19 protein-coding genes are annotated in these 20,012 nt (G+C 66.9%); 8 read left to right on the top strand and 11 right to left on the bottom strand.

The annotated features are described in order from the left end of the window. Positions 1-10 precede the first annotated feature (10 nt). Positions 11-460, top strand: a complete 450-nt coding sequence (locus KYC_RS22985) for a helix-turn-helix transcriptional regulator (RefSeq protein WP_043519111.1) — start codon at positions 11-13, stop codon at positions 458-460. 97 nt (positions 461-557) lie between these two features. Here the strand turns inward: KYC_RS22985 and KYC_RS22980 are convergent, their stop codons facing one another. After that, positions 558-1,118 carry a SecDF P1 head subdomain-containing protein gene (locus KYC_RS22980; RefSeq protein WP_008166958.1) on the bottom strand — a complete coding sequence of 187 codons (561 nt, stop codon included), beginning with the start codon at positions 1,116-1,118 and terminating at the stop codon, positions 558-560. A gap of 405 nt (positions 1,119-1,523) precedes the next feature. Between KYC_RS22980 and thiC the strand changes: the two genes are divergently transcribed. Beyond that, positions 1,524-3,437: a phosphomethylpyrimidine synthase ThiC gene (gene thiC / locus KYC_RS22975; protein WP_008166955.1), complete on the top strand. Its 1,914-nt coding sequence runs from the start codon at positions 1,524-1,526 to the stop codon at positions 3,435-3,437. A 1,014-nt stretch (positions 3,438-4,451) separates the two neighbouring features. Here the strand turns inward: thiC and KYC_RS22970 are convergent. The 7 genes from KYC_RS22970 to gpmA all read right to left on the bottom strand — a co-directional run bounded on the left by KYC_RS22970 (position 4,452) and on the right by gpmA (position 12,609). Beyond that, complete coding sequence (locus KYC_RS22970; RefSeq protein ID WP_008166953.1) at positions 4,452-5,864, bottom strand: FAD-binding oxidoreductase; 1,413 nt, start codon at positions 5,862-5,864, stop codon at positions 4,452-4,454. Further along, positions 5,861-6,580, bottom strand: a complete 720-nt coding sequence (locus KYC_RS22965; RefSeq protein WP_008166951.1) for a FadR/GntR family transcriptional regulator — start codon at positions 6,578-6,580, stop codon at positions 5,861-5,863. Before KYC_RS22965 ends, KYC_RS22970 begins: the two co-directional genes overlap by 4 nt. A 90-nt stretch (positions 6,581-6,670) precedes the next feature. After that, positions 6,671-7,861, bottom strand: a complete 1,191-nt coding sequence (locus KYC_RS22960) for a GGDEF domain-containing protein (protein WP_008166949.1) — start codon at positions 7,859-7,861, stop codon at positions 6,671-6,673. A gap of 104 nt (positions 7,862-7,965) precedes the next feature. Next, positions 7,966-8,724, bottom strand: coding sequence for a HesA/MoeB/ThiF family protein (locus KYC_RS22955; RefSeq protein WP_008166946.1), 759 nt, complete (start codon positions 8,722-8,724; stop codon positions 7,966-7,968). After that, on the bottom strand, positions 8,721-10,166 hold the full coding sequence (locus KYC_RS22950; RefSeq protein WP_043519110.1) for a S41 family peptidase: 1,446 nt from the start codon (positions 10,164-10,166) through the stop codon (positions 8,721-8,723). The genes KYC_RS22955 and KYC_RS22950 overlap by 4 nt, the downstream gene beginning before the upstream one ends. A 102-nt stretch (positions 10,167-10,268) precedes the next feature. Beyond that, positions 10,269-11,849 carry a murein hydrolase activator EnvC family protein gene (locus KYC_RS22945; protein ID WP_043519109.1) on the bottom strand — a complete coding sequence of 527 codons (1,581 nt, stop codon included), beginning with the start codon at positions 11,847-11,849 and terminating at the stop codon, positions 10,269-10,271. 7 nt (positions 11,850-11,856) lie between these two features. Beyond that, positions 11,857-12,609, bottom strand: coding sequence for a 2,3-diphosphoglycerate-dependent phosphoglycerate mutase (gene gpmA, locus KYC_RS22940; protein WP_043519108.1), 753 nt, complete (start codon positions 12,607-12,609; stop codon positions 11,857-11,859). Between the two features lie 196 nt (positions 12,610-12,805). Here gpmA and KYC_RS22935 point away from each other — a divergent pair, with 196 nt between their 5' ends. The 5 genes from KYC_RS22935 to KYC_RS22915 all read left to right on the top strand — a co-directional run bounded on the left by KYC_RS22935 (position 12,806) and on the right by KYC_RS22915 (position 16,278). Next, the gene (locus KYC_RS22935) at positions 12,806-13,228 is read left to right on the top strand and encodes a rhodanese-like domain-containing protein (protein WP_008166938.1); all 423 of its coding nucleotides are present in this window, start codon (positions 12,806-12,808) and stop codon (positions 13,226-13,228) included. Positions 13,229-13,282: 54 nt separating this feature from the next. Further along, complete coding sequence (grxC, locus tag KYC_RS22930; protein WP_008166937.1) at positions 13,283-13,540, top strand: glutaredoxin 3; 258 nt, start codon at positions 13,283-13,285, stop codon at positions 13,538-13,540. Between the two features lie 38 nt (positions 13,541-13,578). Beyond that, complete coding sequence (secB, locus tag KYC_RS22925) at positions 13,579-14,112, top strand: protein-export chaperone SecB (protein WP_008166936.1); 534 nt, start codon at positions 13,579-13,581, stop codon at positions 14,110-14,112. 16 nt (positions 14,113-14,128) lie between these two features. Continuing rightward, the gene (locus tag KYC_RS22920) at positions 14,129-15,208 is read left to right on the top strand and encodes an NAD(P)H-dependent glycerol-3-phosphate dehydrogenase (protein WP_008166935.1); all 1,080 of its coding nucleotides are present in this window, start codon (positions 14,129-14,131) and stop codon (positions 15,206-15,208) included. A gap of 77 nt (positions 15,209-15,285) precedes the next feature. Then, entirely contained in the window at positions 15,286-16,278 is a 993-nt protein-coding gene (locus tag KYC_RS22915; protein ID WP_008166934.1) for a Bug family tripartite tricarboxylate transporter substrate binding protein, read from the top strand. Positions 16,279-16,300: 22 nt separating this feature from the next. Here the strand turns inward: KYC_RS22915 and KYC_RS22910 are convergent, their stop codons facing one another. Both KYC_RS22910 and KYC_RS22905 read right to left on the bottom strand, forming a co-directional pair. Next, positions 16,301-16,771, bottom strand: coding sequence for a tRNA (cytidine(34)-2'-O)-methyltransferase (locus KYC_RS22910; RefSeq protein ID WP_008166933.1), 471 nt, complete (start codon positions 16,769-16,771; stop codon positions 16,301-16,303). A 105-nt stretch (positions 16,772-16,876) separates the two neighbouring features. Next, positions 16,877-17,587, bottom strand: a complete 711-nt coding sequence (locus KYC_RS22905) for a ComF family protein (RefSeq protein WP_420796126.1) — start codon at positions 17,585-17,587, stop codon at positions 16,877-16,879. A gap of 90 nt (positions 17,588-17,677) precedes the next feature. Here KYC_RS22905 and KYC_RS22900 point away from each other — a divergent pair, with 90 nt between their 5' ends. Next, positions 17,678-18,613, top strand: a complete 936-nt coding sequence (locus KYC_RS22900) for a methyltransferase domain-containing protein (RefSeq protein ID WP_043519127.1) — start codon at positions 17,678-17,680, stop codon at positions 18,611-18,613. Between the two features lie 24 nt (positions 18,614-18,637). On the opposite strand, the gene KYC_RS22895 is transcribed toward KYC_RS22900, so the two are convergent. Continuing rightward, complete coding sequence (locus tag KYC_RS22895) at positions 18,638-19,876, bottom strand: YbdK family carboxylate-amine ligase (RefSeq protein ID WP_008166929.1); 1,239 nt, start codon at positions 19,874-19,876, stop codon at positions 18,638-18,640. Positions 19,877-20,012 lie beyond the last annotated feature (136 nt).

The raw sequence follows: 20,012 nt of genomic DNA, 5'->3' as shown, positions 1-20,012 counted from the left end.
CAATCGCCTTGTGAAAACATTCTCAGACCGACTGAAGCACGCCCGCCTTTTGCGTGGTCACACGCAGAAGACGCTCGCCCGCATGGTGCGCATCTCGCAAAGTGCAATCGGCAGCTACGAAAGTGGTTTGCGGCACTCAAGCCGGTCCGCGCGCAAGCTGGCGCAGGTCCTGAAGGTCGAAGTCGAGTGGCTTGAAACCGGCAAGGGCCCCATGGAAATGCCCATGGACGGCTACGACCTGAGCAATACGCTGCCGGTCTCGGGCGTCGCCGAATCCAGCCCGCGTTCGGGCGGGCGGCCGCGCCCGATGGCGCCCTGGCCTTTTCCCAATATTTCGCCCTCGCAATTCGAATCGCTTACCGCCGAAGACCGCGTAATGCTTGAAGCCCTGACGCAGACCTTTATCGAAACGACGTTGCTACGGCGCGGCATCAAGCCGCGCGGCCGCAAGATAGGCTGAGGCAAATCACCAGCGCCCGCACAGGGCAGCCAGGCCTTCTGAATGGCCTCGCAAAAAAAACCGGCTCTTGCGAGCCGGTTTTTTTGCGTCGCCCGTATCAGGGCTTGGCGGCGGGCGCCGGGGCCGCGCCACCCGCGGGCGGGGTTGCGGCGTCGCCGCGGATCTTGGCGGCGATTTCGGAGGCGGCCTGGGCCGAGGGCACGCCGAAAGCCAGCACGCCGCGATTCAGGGGTTCACCGATGAGCGGCGCAGCGACGAGTTCCTGATCAATGACCAGGGCCAGCACGCTGCCGACGTTGCTGGTGCTGACCGAGGTCAGCTTGCGTGCGCCAGATTCCGAGAAGCGCAGGCCGACGAAATTCTGGCCTTGACGATCGACGAGCGCGGCCGCGTCGGTCAGGTCGGCGCGGGTCAGGACGGGCGTTTCCTGGAGATAGAGTTTGCCGTCAGGCAGATTGACTTCGCGCAGGCCGGGGCCGGCTTCGCGCTTGGCCAGGTAGAAATCCACCCGCGATGCCGCGGCGGGCGTTGCGGCCTGCTGGCCAGCCTGGGGAGTGGCCGTGGTGTCGGACGTCTTAGTCGGGGCGGTCTTGCAACCCGCTAGCGCCAATGTCACGACAACCAAGGCGGGCGCCAATGTGCGTAGGTTCAGTTGCATGCTCGATTCCTTCTTAAGTGGGCTGATGCCGGACGGTAAGACACTAAGACTGTACACGCGGCTGGTCGAAAAAAGTGTACCGAACCTGAATGACGGTGTCTCTTGAGTCTGAATCAAAATGTAAAGCAGTAATACCAGCCCTGCTTTGTCCGGATCGGCCAGCCCGCTTTTTTGCCTGCTGCGGCGAGCAATGGGCGATGGCGGCGCACGATCGCGCCCAGGCTCTATACTTCGCTTTCGCGCAGGGGTACTCGTCCCGCCTTCACGGCGGCGACGGGTTGAGAGAGTCCCTTCGTACCAGTACGGATAATGCCGATGCTGGGAGCCGTATTCCCGCCACGCGTCCCTGCACGCCTGGCGGGAGTCCATTCCCGATCGGCTCCAACCACTCGCTTGGAGCTTTCCATGAACGCCAATCCCAAATTCCTGGCCGCTACCGCCGAAGTCGACGCGGCGGCCGTCGCACCGCTGCCCAAATCCCGCCGCGTGTATGAAGTGGGCTCTCGCCCCGACATCCGCGTGCCGTTCCGGGAGATCGAGCAGGACGACACGCCGACGATGTTCGGCGGGGAAAAGAACCCGCCGCTGACCGTGTATGACTGCAGCGGCCCTTACACGGACCCCGAAGCCAGGATCGACATCCGCCGCGGCCTGCCGGAACTGCGCCGCGCATGGATCGAAGAGCGCGGCGACACGGAAGTGCTGGCGGGCCCCACCAGCGATTACGGCAAGGAACGTCTGACCGATCCCAAGCTGACGGCGATGCGTTTCGACCTGCAGCGTCCGCCGCGCCGCGCCAAGGCCGGCGCCAACGTGTCGCAGATGCACTATGCGCGCCGCGGCATCATCACGCCCGAGATGGAATACGTGGCGATCCGCGAGAGCCTGCGCCGCGAGCATTACCTGCAGACGCTGCGCGACAGCGGCCCGGACGGCGAAAAGATGGTCAAGCGCCTGCTGCGCCAGCATCCGGGACAGTCGTTCGGCGCGGCCATCCCCGCCGCCATCACGCCGGAGTTCGTGCGCGCCGAAATCGCGCGCGGACGCGCCATTATTCCCGCCAACATCAATCACCCCGAAGTGGAGCCGATGGCCATCGGCCGCAACTTCCTGGTGAAGATCAACGCCAACATCGGCAATTCCGCGGTCAGCTCGGGTATCGGCGAGGAAGTGGAGAAGATGACGTGGGCGATCCGCTGGGGCGGCGACACGGTGATGGATTTGTCCACGGGCAAACACATCCACGAAACCCGCGAATGGATCATCCGCAACTCGCCCGTGCCGATCGGCACGGTGCCGATCTACCAGGCGCTGGAGAAGGTGGACGGCAAGGCCGAGGACCTGACCTGGGAGATCTTCCGCGACACGCTGATTGAACAGGCCGAGCAGGGCGTGGACTACTTCACGATCCACGCGGGCGTGCGCCTGCCGTTCATCCCCATGACGGCCGACCGCATGACGGGCATCGTTTCCCGCGGCGGCTCGATCATGGCGAAGTGGTGCCTGGCGCATCACAAAGAGAGCTTCCTGTACGAGCGCTTCGAAGAGATCTGCGAGATCATGAAGGCGTACGACGTGAGCTTTTCGTTGGGCGACGGGTTGCGTCCGGGTTCAGGCTATGACGCCAACGACGAGGCGCAGTTCGCGGAACTGAAGACGCTGGGCGAGCTGACGCAGGTGGCCTGGAAGCACGATGTGCAGGTGATGATCGAAGGCCCGGGCCACGTGCCGATGCAGATGATCAAAGAGAATATGGATCTGCAGCTGGAACATTGCCATGAAGCGCCGTTCTATACGCTGGGACCATTGACCACCGACATCGCGCCGGGCTACGACCACATCACGTCGGGCATCGGCGCGGCGCTGATCGGCTGGTACGGCACGGCGATGCTCTGTTACGTGACGCCGAAGGAGCACCTGGGGCTGCCGAACAAGAAGGACGTGAAGGACGGCATCATCACGTACAAGATCGCGGCGCACGCGGCCGACCTGGCCAAGGGCCATCCGGGCGCGGCGATCCGCGACAACGCGCTGTCCAAGGCGCGCTTCGAGTTCCGCTGGGACGACCAGTTCAACCTGGGGCTGGATCCGGACACCGCGAAGGAATTCCACGACGAGACCCTGCCGAAGGACTCCATGAAGGTGGCGCACTTCTGCTCGATGTGCGGGCCGCATTTCTGCAGCATGAAGATCACGCAGGATGTGCGGGATTATGCGGCGGCTCAGGGCGTCAGCGAGAAGGAGGCGTTGCAGAAGGGGATGCAGGAGAAGTCGGTGGAGTTTGTGAAGAAGGGGGCTGAGGTTTATCACCGGCAATAGGTAGTTGTGCGCCGCCGGACTGGGTTCTTGAGACGCCGGGCTCGGTTCTTGAGACGCCCGGCGCGGCGTGGGCCTGGGGCGGGCGGGGCTACGATTGCGGTCCGGAGCCTTCGCTCCGGACTGGCCTCGGCGGCCCCCCCCCGCGCTCAACCTCGTCCGCCTTCGGCTCCCTTCGGTTTCCGCCGGGCGCATCTACACGCCCCGCCCACCCCAGGCCCACGCCACACCGGGCTCTGGCGGTTTGGTCTTCGCCGTTGCTGGGACGGACGGGGTTCTTAAGCTTCTCGCCAACGCTGGGGAAATAGAGAAATAGCTTGCGGGGCCCGCCCCCGGCCGGCCGCGCGGGCGGCCTTGGGGGGCTTACGCGTTGTCTTGCGTCGGGGGGATGACGCTACGCGTGTGGCGGCTCTCTATTTTTGGTTCTTGCCGAGTAGCTGGGTCCATGGAGAAATTTTGCTCCGCGACGACGCTACGCTCCGCCGGTGTCTAACACCCAAGTGAGACGGAATTCAACTTGCAGCGGCATCTCGGGGGGTGTAAGACACCCTTCGCATGAGACCCTGCGCGCCGCCCATCACCGTTCCCTACCCAACGGCGAGGCGCCATCAGCAAACCACCCGCCGCATGCGCGCGAGCGAACACCGCAGGACGAGCAAACACCCATATGCCGATTGCTGCCGCCCGCGCGGCTGCAATCGGCGACCCTGCAGATTCCCTGCGCTGACCACAGGTCTTGTAGCGCATCACCTCAAGATCGACGTAGCTCGGCGTCGCGGGCGCCGTGGCTGCGAGCAACCTCGATGCGCCCGAGGGAATCGGAAGGCAGTCGCCGGAGGCGACAACGACGATGACGACGGGGCAGTCCGGAGCGAACGCTCCGGACCGCAATCGTGGGCGCTCGCGGACACGGCGACCGCGGCGACGGGCGACCTACGAAGAACTAGAACCCATGCACAACACAAGCAGAACCTACGAAGCTCTGATCAGGCACAAGCCCGACGCCTCAAGAATCCCTCAAAGCAGCTTCCCAGGATTCATGATCCCCGCAGGATCCATCACCTTCTTGATCTCTCGCATCAATCGCAGCTCAACCGGGTCCTTGCTATGCAAGAAATGATCGCGCTTCAGCTGCCCGATCCCGTGTTCCGCCGAAATGCTCCCGCCGTAGCGATTTACCTCGTCCAGCACCGCGTCCGTGATCGCCGCGCCATGCTCGGCGACCCAGTTGCGGTCGGCGCCGGCCGGGCGCGACAGGTTGTAGTGCAGGTTGCCGTCGCCGAAGTGGCCGAAGATGAAGGGGCGGATGTCTGGGTATAGCGCGCGCACGCGGGCCTCGGCCGACTCCATGAAGTCGGGGATGCGCTCGATCGGCAGCGACACGTCGTGCTTCAGGTGCGGGCCATCGGCGCGCTGCGCCTCGGAGATTTCTTCGCGCAATTTCCACAGGGTCTGCAATTGCGCCAGCGACGCCGACACGGCGGCGTCCAGGCACAGACCGCGTTCCAGCGCCGTGCCGATCACCGTTTCCAGCAGCGTGTTCAGGCCGGCTTCGTCCGCCGTGTCCGCCAGCTCCACCAGCACATAGGCCGGATAGCGCTGGTCGAAAGGTTCCTGAACGCCCTCGGCATGCGTCAGCACCAGGTCCAGGCAGTCGCCCGAGAAATACTCGAACGCCTGCAGGCGCGCGCCGCACTGCTCGAACAGGATCTCGAACAGCTGCAAGGCCTGAGCGGGAGATTCGACCGCCGCCAGCACGACCGAGCGCACGTCGGTGCGCGGAAAGAGGCGCAGCGCCACTGCGGTGATCACGCCCAGCGTGCCTTCCGAGCCGATGAGCAATTGCTTGAGGTCGTAGCCGGTGTTGTCTTTGCGCAGGGTGCGCAAACCATGGAAGATTTCTCCGGTGGGCAGCACGGCTTCCAGGCCCAGCACCAGCTCGCGCGCCATGCCGTAGCGCACCACGTTCACGCCGCCGGCGTTGGTGGCGACGTTGCCGCCGATCTGGCTGGAGTCTTCCGCGGCCAGGCTGAGCGGCAGCAGGCGCCCGGCGTCCTGCGCCGCGCGGCGCAGGTTGCCGAGGATGGCGCCGGCTTCCGCGACCATGGTGTTGGCGACGGTGTCGATGGAGCGCACCGCGTTCATGCGGTCCAGGCTGAGCACCACGTTGCGGGCGCCGCCATCAGGCGTCGCGCCGCCGCACAGGCCGGTGTTGCCGCCGCGGGGGACGACCGGAACGCCGGCCTCCTGGCACAGCGCCAGGCAGGCGGCGACTTCGGCGGTGGTTCTAGGGCGGACCACCGCCTGAGCCTGCCCGTTGTACAGGCCGCGCCAGTCGGACAGCCAAGGGGCGATATCCGCCGGGTCGGTGAAGACGGTGTCGGGGCCCAGGGCTTGGACCAGCCGTTGAGAAAAATCGGTAGCGCTCATGATGTCTGCCTGGCGGCGGGAAAGGGTAGATCGAGTTGCAGCCGGCTTGCTGCCTGCTGCAGGTGGCGGATGGCGGCGTGCCGGGCGCGGTCAGGGTCGCGCGCGCGGATCGCCTCGAACACGGCGACGTGTTCCTGGTGGACGGCGGCTGTCAGACCTTCTTGCAGCCGGCTGTTGGACCGCGCGGTGCTGACGGCCAGGCGCAGTTGCAAGTTCAGGTACTGCAGCAGATCCTGGTAGTAGCTGTTGTGGGTGGCGGCCGCGATGGCGACGTGGAAGGAGATATCGTGTTCCACGCCCTGCTCCGGATGGTCCAGATGCGATTCCAGGCAGGCCAGCGCCTGTTCCATGGCGGCCAGGTCGGCGGCGTCGTGGCGGACGGCGGCCAGCGCGGCGGCGCCGCCTTCCAGTTCCATGCGCAGTTCGTAGACATTGGCCAGCTTCTCGCGGCTCACGGCGATGCCGGAGGACACCTGGAAGCCCTGCGCGCCGGTGCGCGACACGACGGTGCTGCCGGAGCCCTGGCGGCTCTGGATCAGGCCTTGGGCGCGCAGGCGCTCCGTGGCCTCGCGGATCACGGCGGCGCTGACGCCATATTGCTCAGCCAGGACGCGGCCGGCCGGCAGCTTGGCGCCGACGGGATGGACGCCGTCGGCGATTTCGCTGGCGAGCTGGCGGGCGACCTGCTCCGTGAGGGTGAGGTTCTTGGTCAACATGCCGGGATTATAGACAGATTTCTCAGGTTATCTGATAACTTTTGATGTGCGCCCTTCCGAACAGGGCCGACCCGACGGCCGGCGGTTGTCTCAGGCCGCGAGGGAGGCGCCGGGCAGGTCTTCGCTCTCGGCGCAGGGGTCGATCGCGTCGACGACGCAGCGGCGGCCGCCTTGCGCCTTGGCCCGGTACAGGGCGGCGTCCGCGGAGTCCAGGGCGGCCTGGGGGGTCCGATTGGCGTTCGACAGGATCGAAATGCCGATAGACAGGCCTACGCTGACGCGCGAGCCGTCCGCCAGGGTAATGGGCTGCGAAACATCGCGCAGCAGATGCTCGCCCAGCCGCAGGGCGGCGGTGGCGTCGATGCCCGTCACCAGCACGATGAACTCGTCGCCTCCGATGCGGGCCGCCACGTCGTCCACGCGCAACATGGCGCGCATGCGGTCCGCGATGGTCTTGAGCACCTGATCCCCGCCCGCGTGGCCGTGGGTGTCGTTGATGCGCTTGAAATCGTCCATGTCCATGTACAGGAGCGCAGCGGCGCTATCGTGCCCACGCGCGCTGGAGCACACCCGCTCCAGCGCCGCCTGCAGGCCGGCGCGGTTGGCCAGCCCCGTCAGCGCGTCCTCGCTGGCGCGGCGGTCGCTGTCCCGTTCGGCCAGCATGGTGGACACCAGGATGCGGTTGAGCCTGTGGGAGGCGACGCTCATGCTGATCAGATAGAAGGGAATCTGGATAAAGACAATCGCCGTCACCCATTCGCCTGTGAAAAGCGCGCCCAGGCACATGGGCCCCAGGCTCAGGAAGATCATGGCCCCAACCAGCCTGGGCGCGCCGTAGTTGCGGAAGCAGATGCCCCCCGCCATGGCGCCGCAGGACACGCCGGCCAGCGTCGCGGCGAGCCAGTCGCCGTTGATGAATGTGATGAAGACGCCGTAGCCCACGCTGAACGCCCACAATAGCGCCAGCAGGATGTAGAGGTCGGTGTGGGTGTTGCCCCCCTTGGGCGCGGCGCGCAGGGCCATCCTGAGGATGGTGACGCGGACCAGGGCCAGGACGACCTCCAGGATCAGCCACGACACATACAGGGGTTCGGGGCGGCGCCAGGTGACCACGCCGGAGATCATGAGCGTGTTGATGACCCCGCCGGCAAAAATGGGCAGCGTGCCGAACAGACTGGCGATGAGCGCCGCGCGGATATCCGCGGGCGTATCCTGCCCCGAATGCGTCAGCCAACGCGTCAGCCGCCATTTGGGCAAGCTGAACTTCAGTCCTGTATCCACGCCGTCACTTCCATAGCCATCTACCCGATTTCAGTAGGCTGCCTGGCGTTATAGCAGGTATTTCAAAGCTTTAGTATTGTTCCCAAGTGCAATAGGGGCCAATTTCAGGTCCGGGCGCGGTGTCCGCAGACCGCGCATTCGAGGTCGCGCTGCACGTTTACGCTGCGCCATTGCATGGTGCGGACGTCCAGCCACAGCAGGCGGCCGGACAGGCTTTCGCCCACGCCGGACAGCAGCTTGAGCGCTTCGGCGGCCTGCATGCTGCCGATGATGCCGACGACCGGCGCAAAGACGCCCATGGTGGCGCAATTGGCTTCCTCGATGTCGTCGGCCTCGGGGAACAGGCAGTGGTAACAGGGCGCGTTGTCGTCGCGCAGGTCGTACACGCTGACCTGGCCGTCAAAGCGGATGGCGGCGCCCGAGACCAGCGGCTTGCGATGCTGAACACAAGCGCGGTTGATGGCGTGCCGGGTCGTGAAATTGTCGGTGCAGTCCAGCACCAGATCGGCCTGGGCAACGGCGTCGGACAGGGCCTGATCCTTCAGGCGTTCGACGCGCGCATGGACCCTGGCCTGCGGGTTGAACGCGGCCAGCATGTCTCGCCCGGATTCGGCCTTGGGCCGGCCGACGCTTGCGGTGGTGTGCAGGATCTGGCGCTGCAGGTTGCTCAGTTCGACGACGTCGTCGTCGGCCAGCGTGATGTCGCCCACGCCGGCGGTCGCCAGGTAAAGCGCGGCGGGCGAACCCAGTCCACCCGCCCCCACGATGAGCACACGCGCCGCCAGCAGTTTTTCCTGCCCCTCGATCCCGAGTTCATCCAGCAGGATGTGGCGGGCGTAGCGCAGCAGTTGCTCGTCGTTCATTTGTCCTTGCTGGGCTCGACTCCGGACGGCGTGATCTTCATGCGCTGGGGCGTGCCGCCGCCGGCCTTGGCGTCAGCCTTGGCCTGGGCGCGGGCGGAACCCTTCTGCACCGGCTTGCCGGCGAGCAGGTTCAGCGCCTGCTGCAGCTGGAAGTCGTCCTTGCCGCCGAATTCGAACACCTTGGCCGGCAGTTCAGTGTTGTCCTGGTCGGCGCTGGACTTCACTTCGTTGGCGGTCTGCTGGTTGGACAGGTGGCGCTGGAGGTCGGCTTCGCGCGGCAGGCGGAACAGGTCGCCTTCGGCGGTATCGGCCACGACGTAGTCGGGTTCGATGCCGGTTGCCTGGATGGAACGGCCGCTGGGCGTGAAGTAGCGCGACGTGGTGAGCTTGACCGCGGTGGTTTCCGACAGCGGCAGGATGACCTGCACCGAGCCCTTGCCGAACGTGCGGTTGCCCAGCACCTTGGCGCGCTTGTGGTCCTGCAGCGCGCCGGCCACGATTTCGGACGCCGAGGCCGAACCGACGTTGACCAGCACGACCATCGGCACGGTCTTGGTCCAGGCCGGCAGACCGGACAGGTAGTTGCTTTCGCCGCGGGCGTACTCGGACGGCGTGGCCATGTACTTGTGGCGGGCGTCCGGCGTGCGGCCGTCGGTGGACACCACCAGGGTGTCAGGCGGCAGGAACGCGCCGGACACGCCGATGGCGCTGGTCAGCAGGCCGCCCGGGTCGTTGCGCAGGTCCAGCACCAGGCCCTTGGGCGCTTCCTTGGCGCCCAGGTCCTTCAGTTGCTTGGCCAGGTCGGCGCCGGTCTTTTCCTGGAACTGGGCGACGCGCACGTAGCCGATGCCGTTGTCCAGCATCTTGCTGCGCACGCTGCGCACCTTGATGATGTCGCGGACGATCTTCAGCACGATGGGCTGCGGACGGTCGGCGCGCATGATGGTCAGGGTGATGGGCGACTTGGGCGCGCCGCGCATGAGCTTGACCGCTTCGTTCAGGGTCATGCCCTTGGTGGGCGTGTCGTCGATCTTGATGATGAGGTCGCCGGCCATCACGCCTGCGCGCGCGGCGGGCGTGTCCTCGATGGGCGAAATCACCTTCACGAAGCCGTCTTCCGCGCCGACCTCGATGCCCAGGCCGCCGAATTCGCCTTGCGTCGCCGTCTGCATTTCGCGGAACGCGTCGGCATCCAGGTAGGCGGAGTGGGGATCCAGGTTCGACACCATGCCGGAGATGGCGTTGTCGATCAGGGTCTTGTCGTCGACGGCCTCGACGTAGTTGTTCTTGATGGCGGCAAACACATTGCTCAGTTGCCTGAGTTCGTCCAGAGGCAGGGGACTGCCGCGCTGGGCGACCGCGGTCACACCCACGCTAAGCAACACACCAGCCACCGCACCGATGGCAATCAGACCGAAACCGCGAAACTTACGAGTGCCCATGCACACTTCCCGAATTGTGTTTTCGCCGATGGGTTTGGTAATTACCAACGGTTTTACCAACGACATGTATTTGTCAACAGCGTATACGCCAACTACACCAATCTACTGCGCCAGCCACTGGGCCGGGTCCACAGGAGCGCCACGATGGCGAATTTCAAAGTATAGGCCGGATTCCACTTGCCCGCCGGTTGCGCCCACGGTAGCAATCGTGTCCCCACCTGTCACCGAATCTCCTACCCGTTTGAGCAGGCTTTGGTTGTAAGCATAGACGGTCAGATACTGCTGCCCATGATCCACAATGATGAGGTTGCCAAAGCCACGCAGCCAATCGGCGTAGACCACAGTGCCCGGGGCCACCACTTTGACGGGCGTGCCCTCGGGCGCGCGCAGCACCACGCCGCGCCATACGCCGCCATCCGGGCGGTCGACCCCGAACCTGCCCTGCACCTGACCGCGCACCGGCATGGTCAGTCCGTGGCGCAGCCCGTTGCCGCCGCCGACCGGCGGCGCCGCGCGAGCGGCCTGCTGGGGCGGCGCATTACGCGTTTGAGTGGAGGACTCCTCGACAGGTTCCGCCTTTTTGGGGGGATCCGCGGGTTTTGCCTGAGGCGGCTCGTCCGGGGTAGCGATGCGGGTTTGCCGCTGGTCGGCCGCACGCAGGCCGGCGGCGTCCGGGTCGGCCACGGCGACGGGGCCGCGTTGCTGGCGGGCCGCCGCTTCGACCTGTTCGCGCGCCTGGGCGGCTTCCCGGGCATCGCGGTCGCGACGGGCGCTGTCTTCGGCAAGCTTACGGTCGGCGTCGGCCTTCTTGCGGGCCTCCTGGGCCCGGCGTTCGGCCTCGGCACGCTTCCTGGCTTCTTCGGCGGCGCGGCGCGCTTCTTCGATCCGGCGGGCCTCCTCGGCCTTCTTGCGGGCCTCTTCCGCCTTGCGGGCCTCTTCGATCTGCTTGGCGATGGCCGCATCCAGATCGGTGATCAGCCGCGACAGGCGCTGGTCGTCGCGCCCCAGCTTGTTGGCTTCGGCGCGCTGGGCGGCGATCTGTCCCTCAAGTTGGGCAAGCAGGGTGGCGCGCTCTTTCTGCTGGGCGACTAGCGCCGTCTTCTGCTCGGACGTTTCGGCGACGACTTTCTCGATTTCGGCGCGGCGGTCGTCCGCGCGGGTCTGCAGCGCCGCCAGGCGGTCGATGTCGGCCCGCAGCGCCTTCACGGCGTCGGCCCGGGCTTGCGACACGTAGTCCAGGTAGCCCAGGTTGCGGCCCAGCACTTGGGGATCGTCCCCGGAGAGCAGCGCAGTCCAGGGCGATAGGCCGCTGGTGTATTGGGTGCGCAGCTGGTCGGCGAGTTCGACGCGACGCTTGGCCAGCACGGCCTCTTGCGCGACGATCTGCTTTTCCAGCGAGGTCAGGTCAGCCTGCGCCTGGCGGTTGGCCTCGGCCAGTTCCTTCAGGCGCAGGTTGATCCGGGAAATGGCCGATTCCGACTGCTTGAGGGCGTCGGCCGCTTCCTTGCGGGCGGCCTCCCGGCCGTCGATGTCCTTCTGCAGGCTCTCGATGCGGTCGCGCAACGCGGCCTGTTGCTTTTCGGCGTCGGACTGGCGTCCGGCGAGGTCGCTGGGCGCGGCGCGGGCGGACACCGCCCCACCTGCCAATATGACCGCCAACAACAACCCTGCCGCGCGACGCATAGAGATATCAGTCCTTCTTGGCCTTGCCCTGGGCTGCCACGGCAGCCATCGCCGCCTCGATCTCGGCGGCATCGCCAAGATAATAGTGGCGGATGGGACGCAGGTCATCATCCAATTCATAGACCAGCGGCTGGCCGGTGGGAATGTTCAGGTTGACGATGTCGTCGTCCGACACGTTGTCCAGGTGCTTGATCAGGGCGCGCAGGCTGTTGCCGTGGGCGGCGATCAGCACCTTGCGGCCCGAGCGGATGGCCGGAGCGATGGATTCGTTCCAGAAAGGCAGCACGCGGGCCACGGTGTCCTTCAGGCACTCGGTGGCGGGCAGCTGGTCGGCCGGAATCTTGGCGTAGCGGCTGTCGAAGCGCGGGTGGCGCTCGTCGTCGAGCGACAGCGGCTCCGGCGCGATGGCGTACGCGCGGCGCCACACCAGCACCTGCTCGTCGCCGTACTTGGCGGCGGTTTCAGCCTTGTTCAGGCCCTGCAGGGCGCCGTAGTGGCGCTCGTTCAGGCGCCAGTTCACGCCGACCGGGGTGTACATGGCGTCCATGGCGTCCAGCGCGATCCACAGGGTGCGGATGGCGCGCTTGAGCACCGAGGAATAGGCCAGATCGAAGGTATAGCCCTCTTTCTTGAGCAGTTCGCCCGCCTTGCGGGCCTGCTCGCGGCCGGTATCGGTAAGGTCGACGTCGGTCCAGCCGGTGAAACGGTTTTCCAGGTTCCACTGGCTTTCGCCGTGACGCATCAGTACGAGTTTATGCATGGTTCGGGTCGCGCGCGGCGCGGGTTAAAGTTAGAGGATGGTTAAGGAATGCGCTCATTTTATAATTGAGTGATTTTGCCCGTGATTTTGCCCCGGCGCACCGCGTCCATTTCCTGGACGCGGCGCATCAGGGTTCGCCCCTACCAGGCAGGCCGGCCCCAGGCCAACGCCCTGCCGACGTACTACAGGAAGCCCCGTGGACCTTTTGCAATTCTTGCTCGATAAAAACAACATTTTCATTGTCGCCGTTGCAGTGGTGTCCGGCGTGATGCTGATCATCCCCGCGCTGCGCAAGGGCCGGACAGGGTCCGCCGTCAGCACGACCGAAGCCATCCAGATGGTCAACCAGCGCAACGCCGTCTGGGTCGACGTGCGTCCGGCCGAGCAATTCCAGGCCGGCCACATTGCCCAGGCCCGTAACGTGCCGGCCGCCGACATCGAACAGAAGGCCGCCTCGCTGCCCAAGAACAAGCCGCTGGTGGTGGTGTGCGACTCCGGCCGCGACTCGGCCCGCGCCGCCGCCAAGCTGCGCGCCCAGGGCTTTGCCGACGTCGTGCCGCTCGAAGGCGGCATGCGCGCCTGGTCGGCCGCCAGCCTGCCGGTCACCCAGAAGGGTTGAATTTCGGGGGCATTGCCCCCATCTACCCACTCTTGTACACACCGGAGCGCCCCTATGAACAAAGTTGTCATGTACAGCAAGGACTATTGTCCCTACTGCGCGCGCGCCAAGTCGCTGCTTGAGCAGCGCGGCGTCGCCGACCTGGAAATCATCCAGATCGACCGGGAACCGTCCCAGCGCGATGTCATGATCGAACGCACCGGCCGGCGCACCGTCCCCCAGATCTTCATCGGCGATACCCATGTCGGCGGTTGCGACGACCTGATGGCCCTGGACCGCTCGGGTGGCCTCACCCCCCTGCTGAACGGCTAATCGCCCCCTTTTTGCCTCTCCCTCCAACGGAAACACTCATGGCTGATCAAGACCAAAACACCCAGCAAGAAGGCGGCAACGACGCGCCCTCGTTCAACCTGCAGCGCGTCTACCTGAAAGACCTTTCGCTGGAAATGCCGAACGCGCCGCACGTCTTCCTGGAACAGGAAGCGCCCCAGGTGGAAGTGAGCATCACCGTGGGCGGCCAACGCCTGGCTGAAACCGTGTTCGAAACCACCGTCACGGTCACCGTCACCACGCGCATCAACGACAAGGTCGTGTACCTGGTCGAAGGCACGCAAGCCGGCATCTTCGAAGCCGCCAACATCCCGGAAGAGCAGCTCGATCCGCTGCTGGGCATTGTCTGCCCGACGATGCTGTACCCCTACCTGCGCGCCAACATCGCCGACGCGATCACCCGCACCTCGATGCCCCCGCTGCACCTGACGGAAGTGAACTTCCAGGCCCTGTACGAACAGCGCATCGCCGAACTGCAACAGCAGCAAGCCGCCGCCAATGGCAACGGCAGCGACTCGGGCATCATCCTGCCGCCCGGCGCCACCCGCCAGTAAGCACCCGCGGCGCCCCATGAACCCGCCCGCTCCGCCGCGCCTGCGCGTCGCCGTCCTGGGTGCTGGCAGTTGGGGCACCGCCCTGGCGGCGGCCGCCAGCCGCCGCCACCCCACCCAACTCTGGGCGCGCGACGCCGCCCAGGCGGCCTCCATGGCCGCCACGCACGAAAACGCCCGCTATCTGCCGGGCGTTTCCCTGCCCAAGAATCTGCAGTTTTCCTCCGACCTGGACGCCACCCTGCGCTGCCTGCAGGATGACGGCGGCCACCGGCTGATCGTGCTGGGCGTGCCGGTCGCCGGCCTGACCGCCATTTGCGACGAACTGTCGCGCCGGCTGCCGGCCCTGGGCCTGGAAGACACCCCCATCGTCTGGACGTGCAAGGGCTTTGAAGCCGACACGGCCAGGCTGCCCCATGAAATCATGCGCGAGGCCCTGCCTGGCGCCACCGGCGGCGCCCTGTCCGGCCCGTCGTTCGCGCGCGAAGTCGCCCAGGGCTTGCCTGTGGCGCTGACCGTCGCCAGCAGCAGCCCCGCCTTGCGCGATGCCACCACTGCCGCGTTCCACGGCGCGGCGCTGCGCGTCTACGCCAGCACCGACCTGATCGGCGTCGAGGTCGGCGGCGCGCTGAAAAACGTGATCGCCGTCGCCTGCGGCATCTGCGATGGCCTTGCGCTGGGCACCAATGCCCGCGCGGCGCTGATCACCCGCGGGCTGGCCGAGATGACCCGCTTTGGCGTGGCGCTGGGCGCGCAGGCCGAGACCTTCGCCGGGCTGACCGGCCTGGGCGACCTGGTGCTGACCGCCACCGGCGAACTGTCGCGCAACCGCCGCGTTGGCCTGGAAATCGGCGCCGGCCGCAAACTGGCCGACATCCTGGCCAGCGGCATCACCGCCGAAGGCGTGCGCTGCGCCCGCGCCGCGCTGGAGCGCGCGCGCGCCATCAATGTCGAACTGCCGATCACCGAAGCCGTCTGCGCGGTGCTATTCGACGGCGTCGCCCCCATGACGGCGGTCTCCGCCCTGCTGGCGCGGGACGCCCGCAACGAAGGGGCCGATTCCGGCAATCCCTTGCAAGGCCCGTCCGGTCCCGCCTGAAGCGTGGCGCCCAGGCGGAACGTCCCGATCCCCCACCGACAACAACACACGACACCTACCCCGAGGAGACATCCTTCATGACGCAAACCCGCAAGTTCCGGGTCGGCCCGCTGCTGCGCGGACTGTGCCTGAGCCTGGCCGCCATCCTGCCCGCTGCCGCCCACGCGGACTGGCCTGATCGTCCGATCCACATGGTTGTGCCCTTCCCGCCCGGCTCGTCTCCCGACATCCTCGCGCGCACGATCTCGGAGCCGCTGTCCCAGGCGCTGGGCCAGCCCATCGTGATCGACAACAAGCCGGGCGCGGGCGGCAACATCGGCACGCGCATCGTGTCGCAGGCCAAGCCCGACGGCTACACGCTGCTCTATACGATCAACGGCCCGCTGGTCACCGCCCCCACGCTATATAAGAAGACGCTGGGCTACGACCCGCTGACCGACCTGGATCCGGTGTCGCTGGTGGGCACCAGCCCCAACGTGCTGGTGGTGCCGGGCAGCCTCAAGGTGGACAACGTCCAGGACTTCGTCAAGCTGGTCAAAAGCCGCGGAAACTCGCTGAACTACGGTTCGGTTGGCCCCGGCAGCTCGGCCCACCTGGCGATGGAGATGTTCAAGGAAAGCGCCGGCGTCGACCTGGCGCACATCCCCTATTCCGGGTTCCCGCAGGTCATCACCGCGATCATCGGCGGCGACGTGCAGGCCGGCTTCATGGTTCCCGCCATCGCCGCGCCCCAGGCCCGCGACGGCAAGGTGAAGCTGCTGGCCGTCACCAGCCTGCAGCCCAGCGATGCGCTGCCCGGCGTCCCCACCATGGCCTCCCAGGGCTACCCCGACTTCGAGGCCATTTCCTGGAATGCGGTGCTGGTCCCGGCCGGTACGCCTACGCCCATCGTCGAGCGGCTCAACAGCGAGCTGGCCCGCATCATCGGCAGCGAAGCCGTCCGCAAGCAATTGGCGCTGCAGTACTTCACACCCGCGTCCTCCACGCCGGAAGCCCTGACCGCCCGCATCAAGAATGAAAAGGCGCGCTGGGACCAGGTGATCAGCAAGCTGAAGCTGTCGCTGGACTGATGTGCCGACCGGAGGGCGGCGCCTACGCGCCCCCTTCGTAGCCCTGCTGCCGCCAGGCCTCGAACACCGTGACCGCCACGGCGTTCGACAGGTTCAGGCTGCGCTGACCGGCGCGCATCGGCAGCCGCAGCCGTTGCTGGGGCGGGAACATCGCCTGGTGCTCGTCCGACAGGCCGGCCGACTCGCGGCCGAACACGAACACGTCGCCAGGCTTGAAGCCGACGTCGGCCACGCTGCGCTGCGCATGCGTGGTCAGCGCGTAGATGCTGGAGGACGCCGCGCCGGTATCGGCCAGGGCTTCCCGCAGCGTGTCATGCACGCGCACCGGCTGCCACTCGTGATAGTCCAGCCCCGCCCGCCGCATGCGGGCGTCATCCAGTTCAAACCCCAGGGGACGCACCAGATGCAGTTGAGCGCCGGTATTGGCGCATAGCCGGATGGCGTTCCCGGTATTGGGAGGGATCTCCGGGCAGACGAGAATGACGTGGAACATGGCGGACGTAAAGGTGGACAGGGCCGCGGCCAGGGCTGGCCGCGCATGCGGGATTGTCGCCGATTTGCCGGCACGTCTCGGCGGGCGGAGCGACCGGCAGGCGGCTCACGGCCTGCGGGCCGCCACCAGCGCTGTCACGCTGGCCGCGCCCGCCTCCAGCAGCGCGGCAGCCGCGGCATTGACGGTGCTGCCCGTGGTCATGACGTCATCCACCACCGCGACGTGGCGGCCATGAAGGGGTTCCACGCAAAGAAACAGGCCCGCCGCGCCCCGTTGCCGGGCGCGCCGGCCCAGGGTGGCCTGGCGAGGAGACTCGCGACGCCGGCGCAGCAGGTGCCGCGGCCCGGGCACGCCCAGCTCCGCCGCCAGGCTGCGGGCGATCTCGGCCGCGGGGTTCATGCCGCGTTGCAGCAGGGACGCGCGGCTGGCGGGAATGGGGACCAGCAGGATATCGGAGGGCAACGAAGCGCCAGCGCGCAGCGCCTGGGCCATCAGCCGCGCCAGCACCGGCGCCGTGTTTAGCCGCAGCCGGGTCTTGAGCATCAGGATCAGCGCATCAGCGGGCGGCACGTAGTCGAAAGCCGCCACGCTGCGGCAAAACGCCCACGACTGCGCCATGCACGCCGCGCAATGCAGCGCGGCGCCGGCCGGCCGCAGCGCGCAACGCGGGCAGCGCGGACCCGCGCCCGGCGGCGCGGCCAGGATGTCGGCCTGGCAGCCCGCGCAAAGCCGAGCCCCCGCCACCCGCGCACCGCACAGCGGGCATTCGCAACCCACCCGCGACAGCAGGCGTCGCCCCATGTCCCGTAGGGGCAATCGGAACCTGCGGCCGGGATGGGCAATAATGTGTGCCATCCCTCATGAAACCATGCTCCGCCCCGGGCCTACCCCTTGGGCGCGACCGAAATGTCCCTGCCAGAATCCGCAACCCTGCCCTCTCTGCCCCTCGTCAGCGCCGACGTGCCCAGGCAGTTCGCCCGCCGCGGCGACCTGTCCGACGCTCAGTTTCTCTACGGCGAGGTGGCGCGGCGCATGCTGGGGCGCCTGCAATACATCCGGGCCCAGCCCCAAGCCATGCTGGACGCGGGTTGCGGCGCCGGCGACAACCTGCCGCTGCTGCGCGAGCGATATCCCGAGGCCGCCTACACCGGCCTGGACAATTGCGAGCCGCTGCTGCAGCAAGCCCGCAAGCGCCACGCGCCCGGCGGCCTGTCGGCCTGGATCGGCAAGCTGGCGCGCCGCGGCCCGGCCGCCCCGGCCTTTGTCAATGCGGATCTGGCGCAAACGGGTCTCGCCCCCGAATCGCTGGAACTGGTCTGGTCGAACCTGGCCATGCACTGGCACCGCGAACCGCACGCCGTGCTGGCCGAATGGCGCCGCATCCTGAAGGTCGGCGGACTGGCGATGTTCTCCTGTCTGGGGCCCGCCACGCTGCGCGAACTGCGGCAGGCCCTGACTGACGCGGGCCTGCGCACCGCCACGCCGTCCTTCGTGGACATGCACGACTTCGGCGACCTGCTGGTGGAAAACGGTTTCGCGGATCCGGTCATGGACCAGGAAATCCTGACCCTGACCTACCGCAGCCCGGAAAAGCTGCTGCAGGACGTGCGCGCGCTCGGCGGCAATCCCGCCGAAGGCCGCCGCGGCGGACTGGTGGGCCGCGACTGGCGCGCCCGCCTGTGCGACGCGCTGGAAGCGCAACGCAACGCGGACGGCCTGATCGCCTTGAGTATCGAAGTGGCCTATGGCCACGCCTGGCGCGCCGCTACGCACCGCACGGTGGCGGGAGAGACCCGCCTGTCCGTCAGCGCGATCGGCGGCAGGCACCGCGGAACTCCCTGAACGGGCGTTCCGCGCCGCGCCTGCCTAGTGCAGGCGCTCCGGCACGGTGACGCCGGGCTCCGAGGCCGCCAGGCCCTGCATGGGCTCGGACGTCGCGCGGATCCGCCGGCGCAACACCGCCGTGGGTTCAGCCGGCGCCGCGGCAGGCGCCGCTTCGCCACGCCACGCATTCGACATGGCCTCCACCATCAGCGGCAGATCGCGCAGGCGGTGATACTGGCTGCGCAGCCAGCGGGCATCGTTGCCGCTGCGCATGGCTTCGTCGCGCAGGGCGGCGATCATGTCGCCCGTGCCCAGCTCTTCGGCCACCGGCATCAGGCGCTGGAACAAGGCGCGCAGATGGTCGATCAGGCGCAGGCGCTGCCCGTCCGGCGTCACGTAGCTGCCCTGCAAGCCGAAGCGGCAGGCCTGGAAATGATTGCTGCGGTAGGACAGCCAGGCGTTGTCGCTGGGATCGTCCTCGCGCATCAGCAGCACGGCCAGCGCCTGGGCGAATGCGGCGATCTGGCAGGCGCGCTCCACGGTCAGGGGCGTATCGCAAACCCGGATCTCCACGGTGCCGTATTCCGGCTTGGGACGAATGTCCCAGTACAGGTCCTTGATGCTCTCGGCCAGGCCATAGGCCCGCAGTTGGGACAGATGCGCCTCGAACTGGTACCAGTCCTTCACTTCCGGCGGCATGTGGCCGGCCAGCGGGAAGCTGTTGACCGCATTCAGGCGCGAGCACGAGAACAGGGTGTCCACCCCTTCGCAGTACGGCGAAGAGGCCGAGAGCGCGATGAAATGCGGCACGTAGGGCGACAGGCGGCGCAGCAGCCGGATCGAGTCGTCGCCGCTCTTCACCCCCAGATGGATGTGCTGGCCGAAAACCGTAAATTGACGCGCCAGGTAACCGTACATTTCGGCCAGGTACTGGAAGCGCGGGGTGTCGGAGATGGACCGTTCCTGCCAACGCATGAACGGGTGAGCGCCGCCGCCGGCGACCGACACGCCGACCGCATCGGCCGCTTCGACCAGCGCATCGCGCATTTCGCGCATTTCGGCCAGGAGGCCCATCGGGTGCTCATGCACCGAGGAATTCAGCTCAATCATGGACCGCGTGATTTCCGGTTTAACGCGGTCGGCGATGGGGTGGTTGGCCATCTGGGCCAACAGTTCGTCGGAGGCTGCCGTCAGGTCAAAACTTCGGGGGTCGATCAGTTGCAGCTCGAGTTCGATGCCCAGGGTGTTGGGGGCCGACGAAATGAACGGGATCTGTTCCATCTCGGACTCCTTTGAATGTTTGGATGAAGGTATGCGCCGTTCGACCTTGAAGCCCGGCAACTTCCCGGGGGGCACTAGACGGCGGCTTGTGAACGCATGATAGCCGCAGGTTTGTGGCAATACGATTGAAAATCGT

Source organism: Achromobacter arsenitoxydans SY8 (assembly GCF_000236785.1).
Lineage (GTDB): Bacteria > Pseudomonadota > Gammaproteobacteria > Burkholderiales > Burkholderiaceae_B > Achromobacter > Achromobacter arsenitoxydans.
The sequence above is the reverse complement of the archived record's forward strand: the minus strand, read 5'-3'. Positions and strand labels throughout refer to the sequence as shown.

Bases quoted from the DNA above. Each gene is read 5' to 3' on its own strand.
- gpmA (WP_043519108.1), bottom strand. From the start codon at position 12,609: ATGCATAAACTCGTACTGATGCGTCACGGCGAAAGCCAGTGGAACCTG.
- KYC_RS22910 (WP_008166933.1), bottom strand. From the start codon at position 16,771: ATGTTCCACGTCATTCTCGTCTGCCCGGAGATCCCTCCCAATACCGGG.
- secB (WP_008166936.1), top strand. From the start codon at position 13,579: ATGGCTGATCAAGACCAAAACACCCAGCAAGAAGGCGGCAACGACGCG.
- KYC_RS22980 (WP_008166958.1), bottom strand. From the start codon at position 1,118: ATGCAACTGAACCTACGCACATTGGCGCCCGCCTTGGTTGTCGTGACA.
- KYC_RS22915 (WP_008166934.1), top strand. From the start codon at position 15,286: ATGACGCAAACCCGCAAGTTCCGGGTCGGCCCGCTGCTGCGCGGACTG.
- KYC_RS22920 (WP_008166935.1), top strand. From the start codon at position 14,129: ATGAACCCGCCCGCTCCGCCGCGCCTGCGCGTCGCCGTCCTGGGTGCT.
- KYC_RS22965 (WP_008166951.1), bottom strand. From the start codon at position 6,580: ATGTTGACCAAGAACCTCACCCTCACGGAGCAGGTCGCCCGCCAGCTC.
- thiC (WP_008166955.1), top strand. From the start codon at position 1,524: ATGAACGCCAATCCCAAATTCCTGGCCGCTACCGCCGAAGTCGACGCG.
- KYC_RS22970 (WP_008166953.1), bottom strand. From the start codon at position 5,864: ATGAGCGCTACCGATTTTTCTCAACGGCTGGTCCAAGCCCTGGGCCCC.
- KYC_RS22955 (WP_008166946.1), bottom strand. From the start codon at position 8,724: ATGAACGACGAGCAACTGCTGCGCTACGCCCGCCACATCCTGCTGGAT.
- KYC_RS22950 (WP_043519110.1), bottom strand. From the start codon at position 10,166: ATGGGCACTCGTAAGTTTCGCGGTTTCGGTCTGATTGCCATCGGTGCG.
- KYC_RS22945 (WP_043519109.1), bottom strand. From the start codon at position 11,849: ATGCGTCGCGCGGCAGGGTTGTTGTTGGCGGTCATATTGGCAGGTGGG.
- grxC (WP_008166937.1), top strand. From the start codon at position 13,283: ATGAACAAAGTTGTCATGTACAGCAAGGACTATTGTCCCTACTGCGCG.
- KYC_RS22895 (WP_008166929.1), bottom strand. From the start codon at position 19,876: ATGGAACAGATCCCGTTCATTTCGTCGGCCCCCAACACCCTGGGCATC.
- KYC_RS22900 (WP_043519127.1), top strand. From the start codon at position 17,678: ATGTCCCTGCCAGAATCCGCAACCCTGCCCTCTCTGCCCCTCGTCAGC.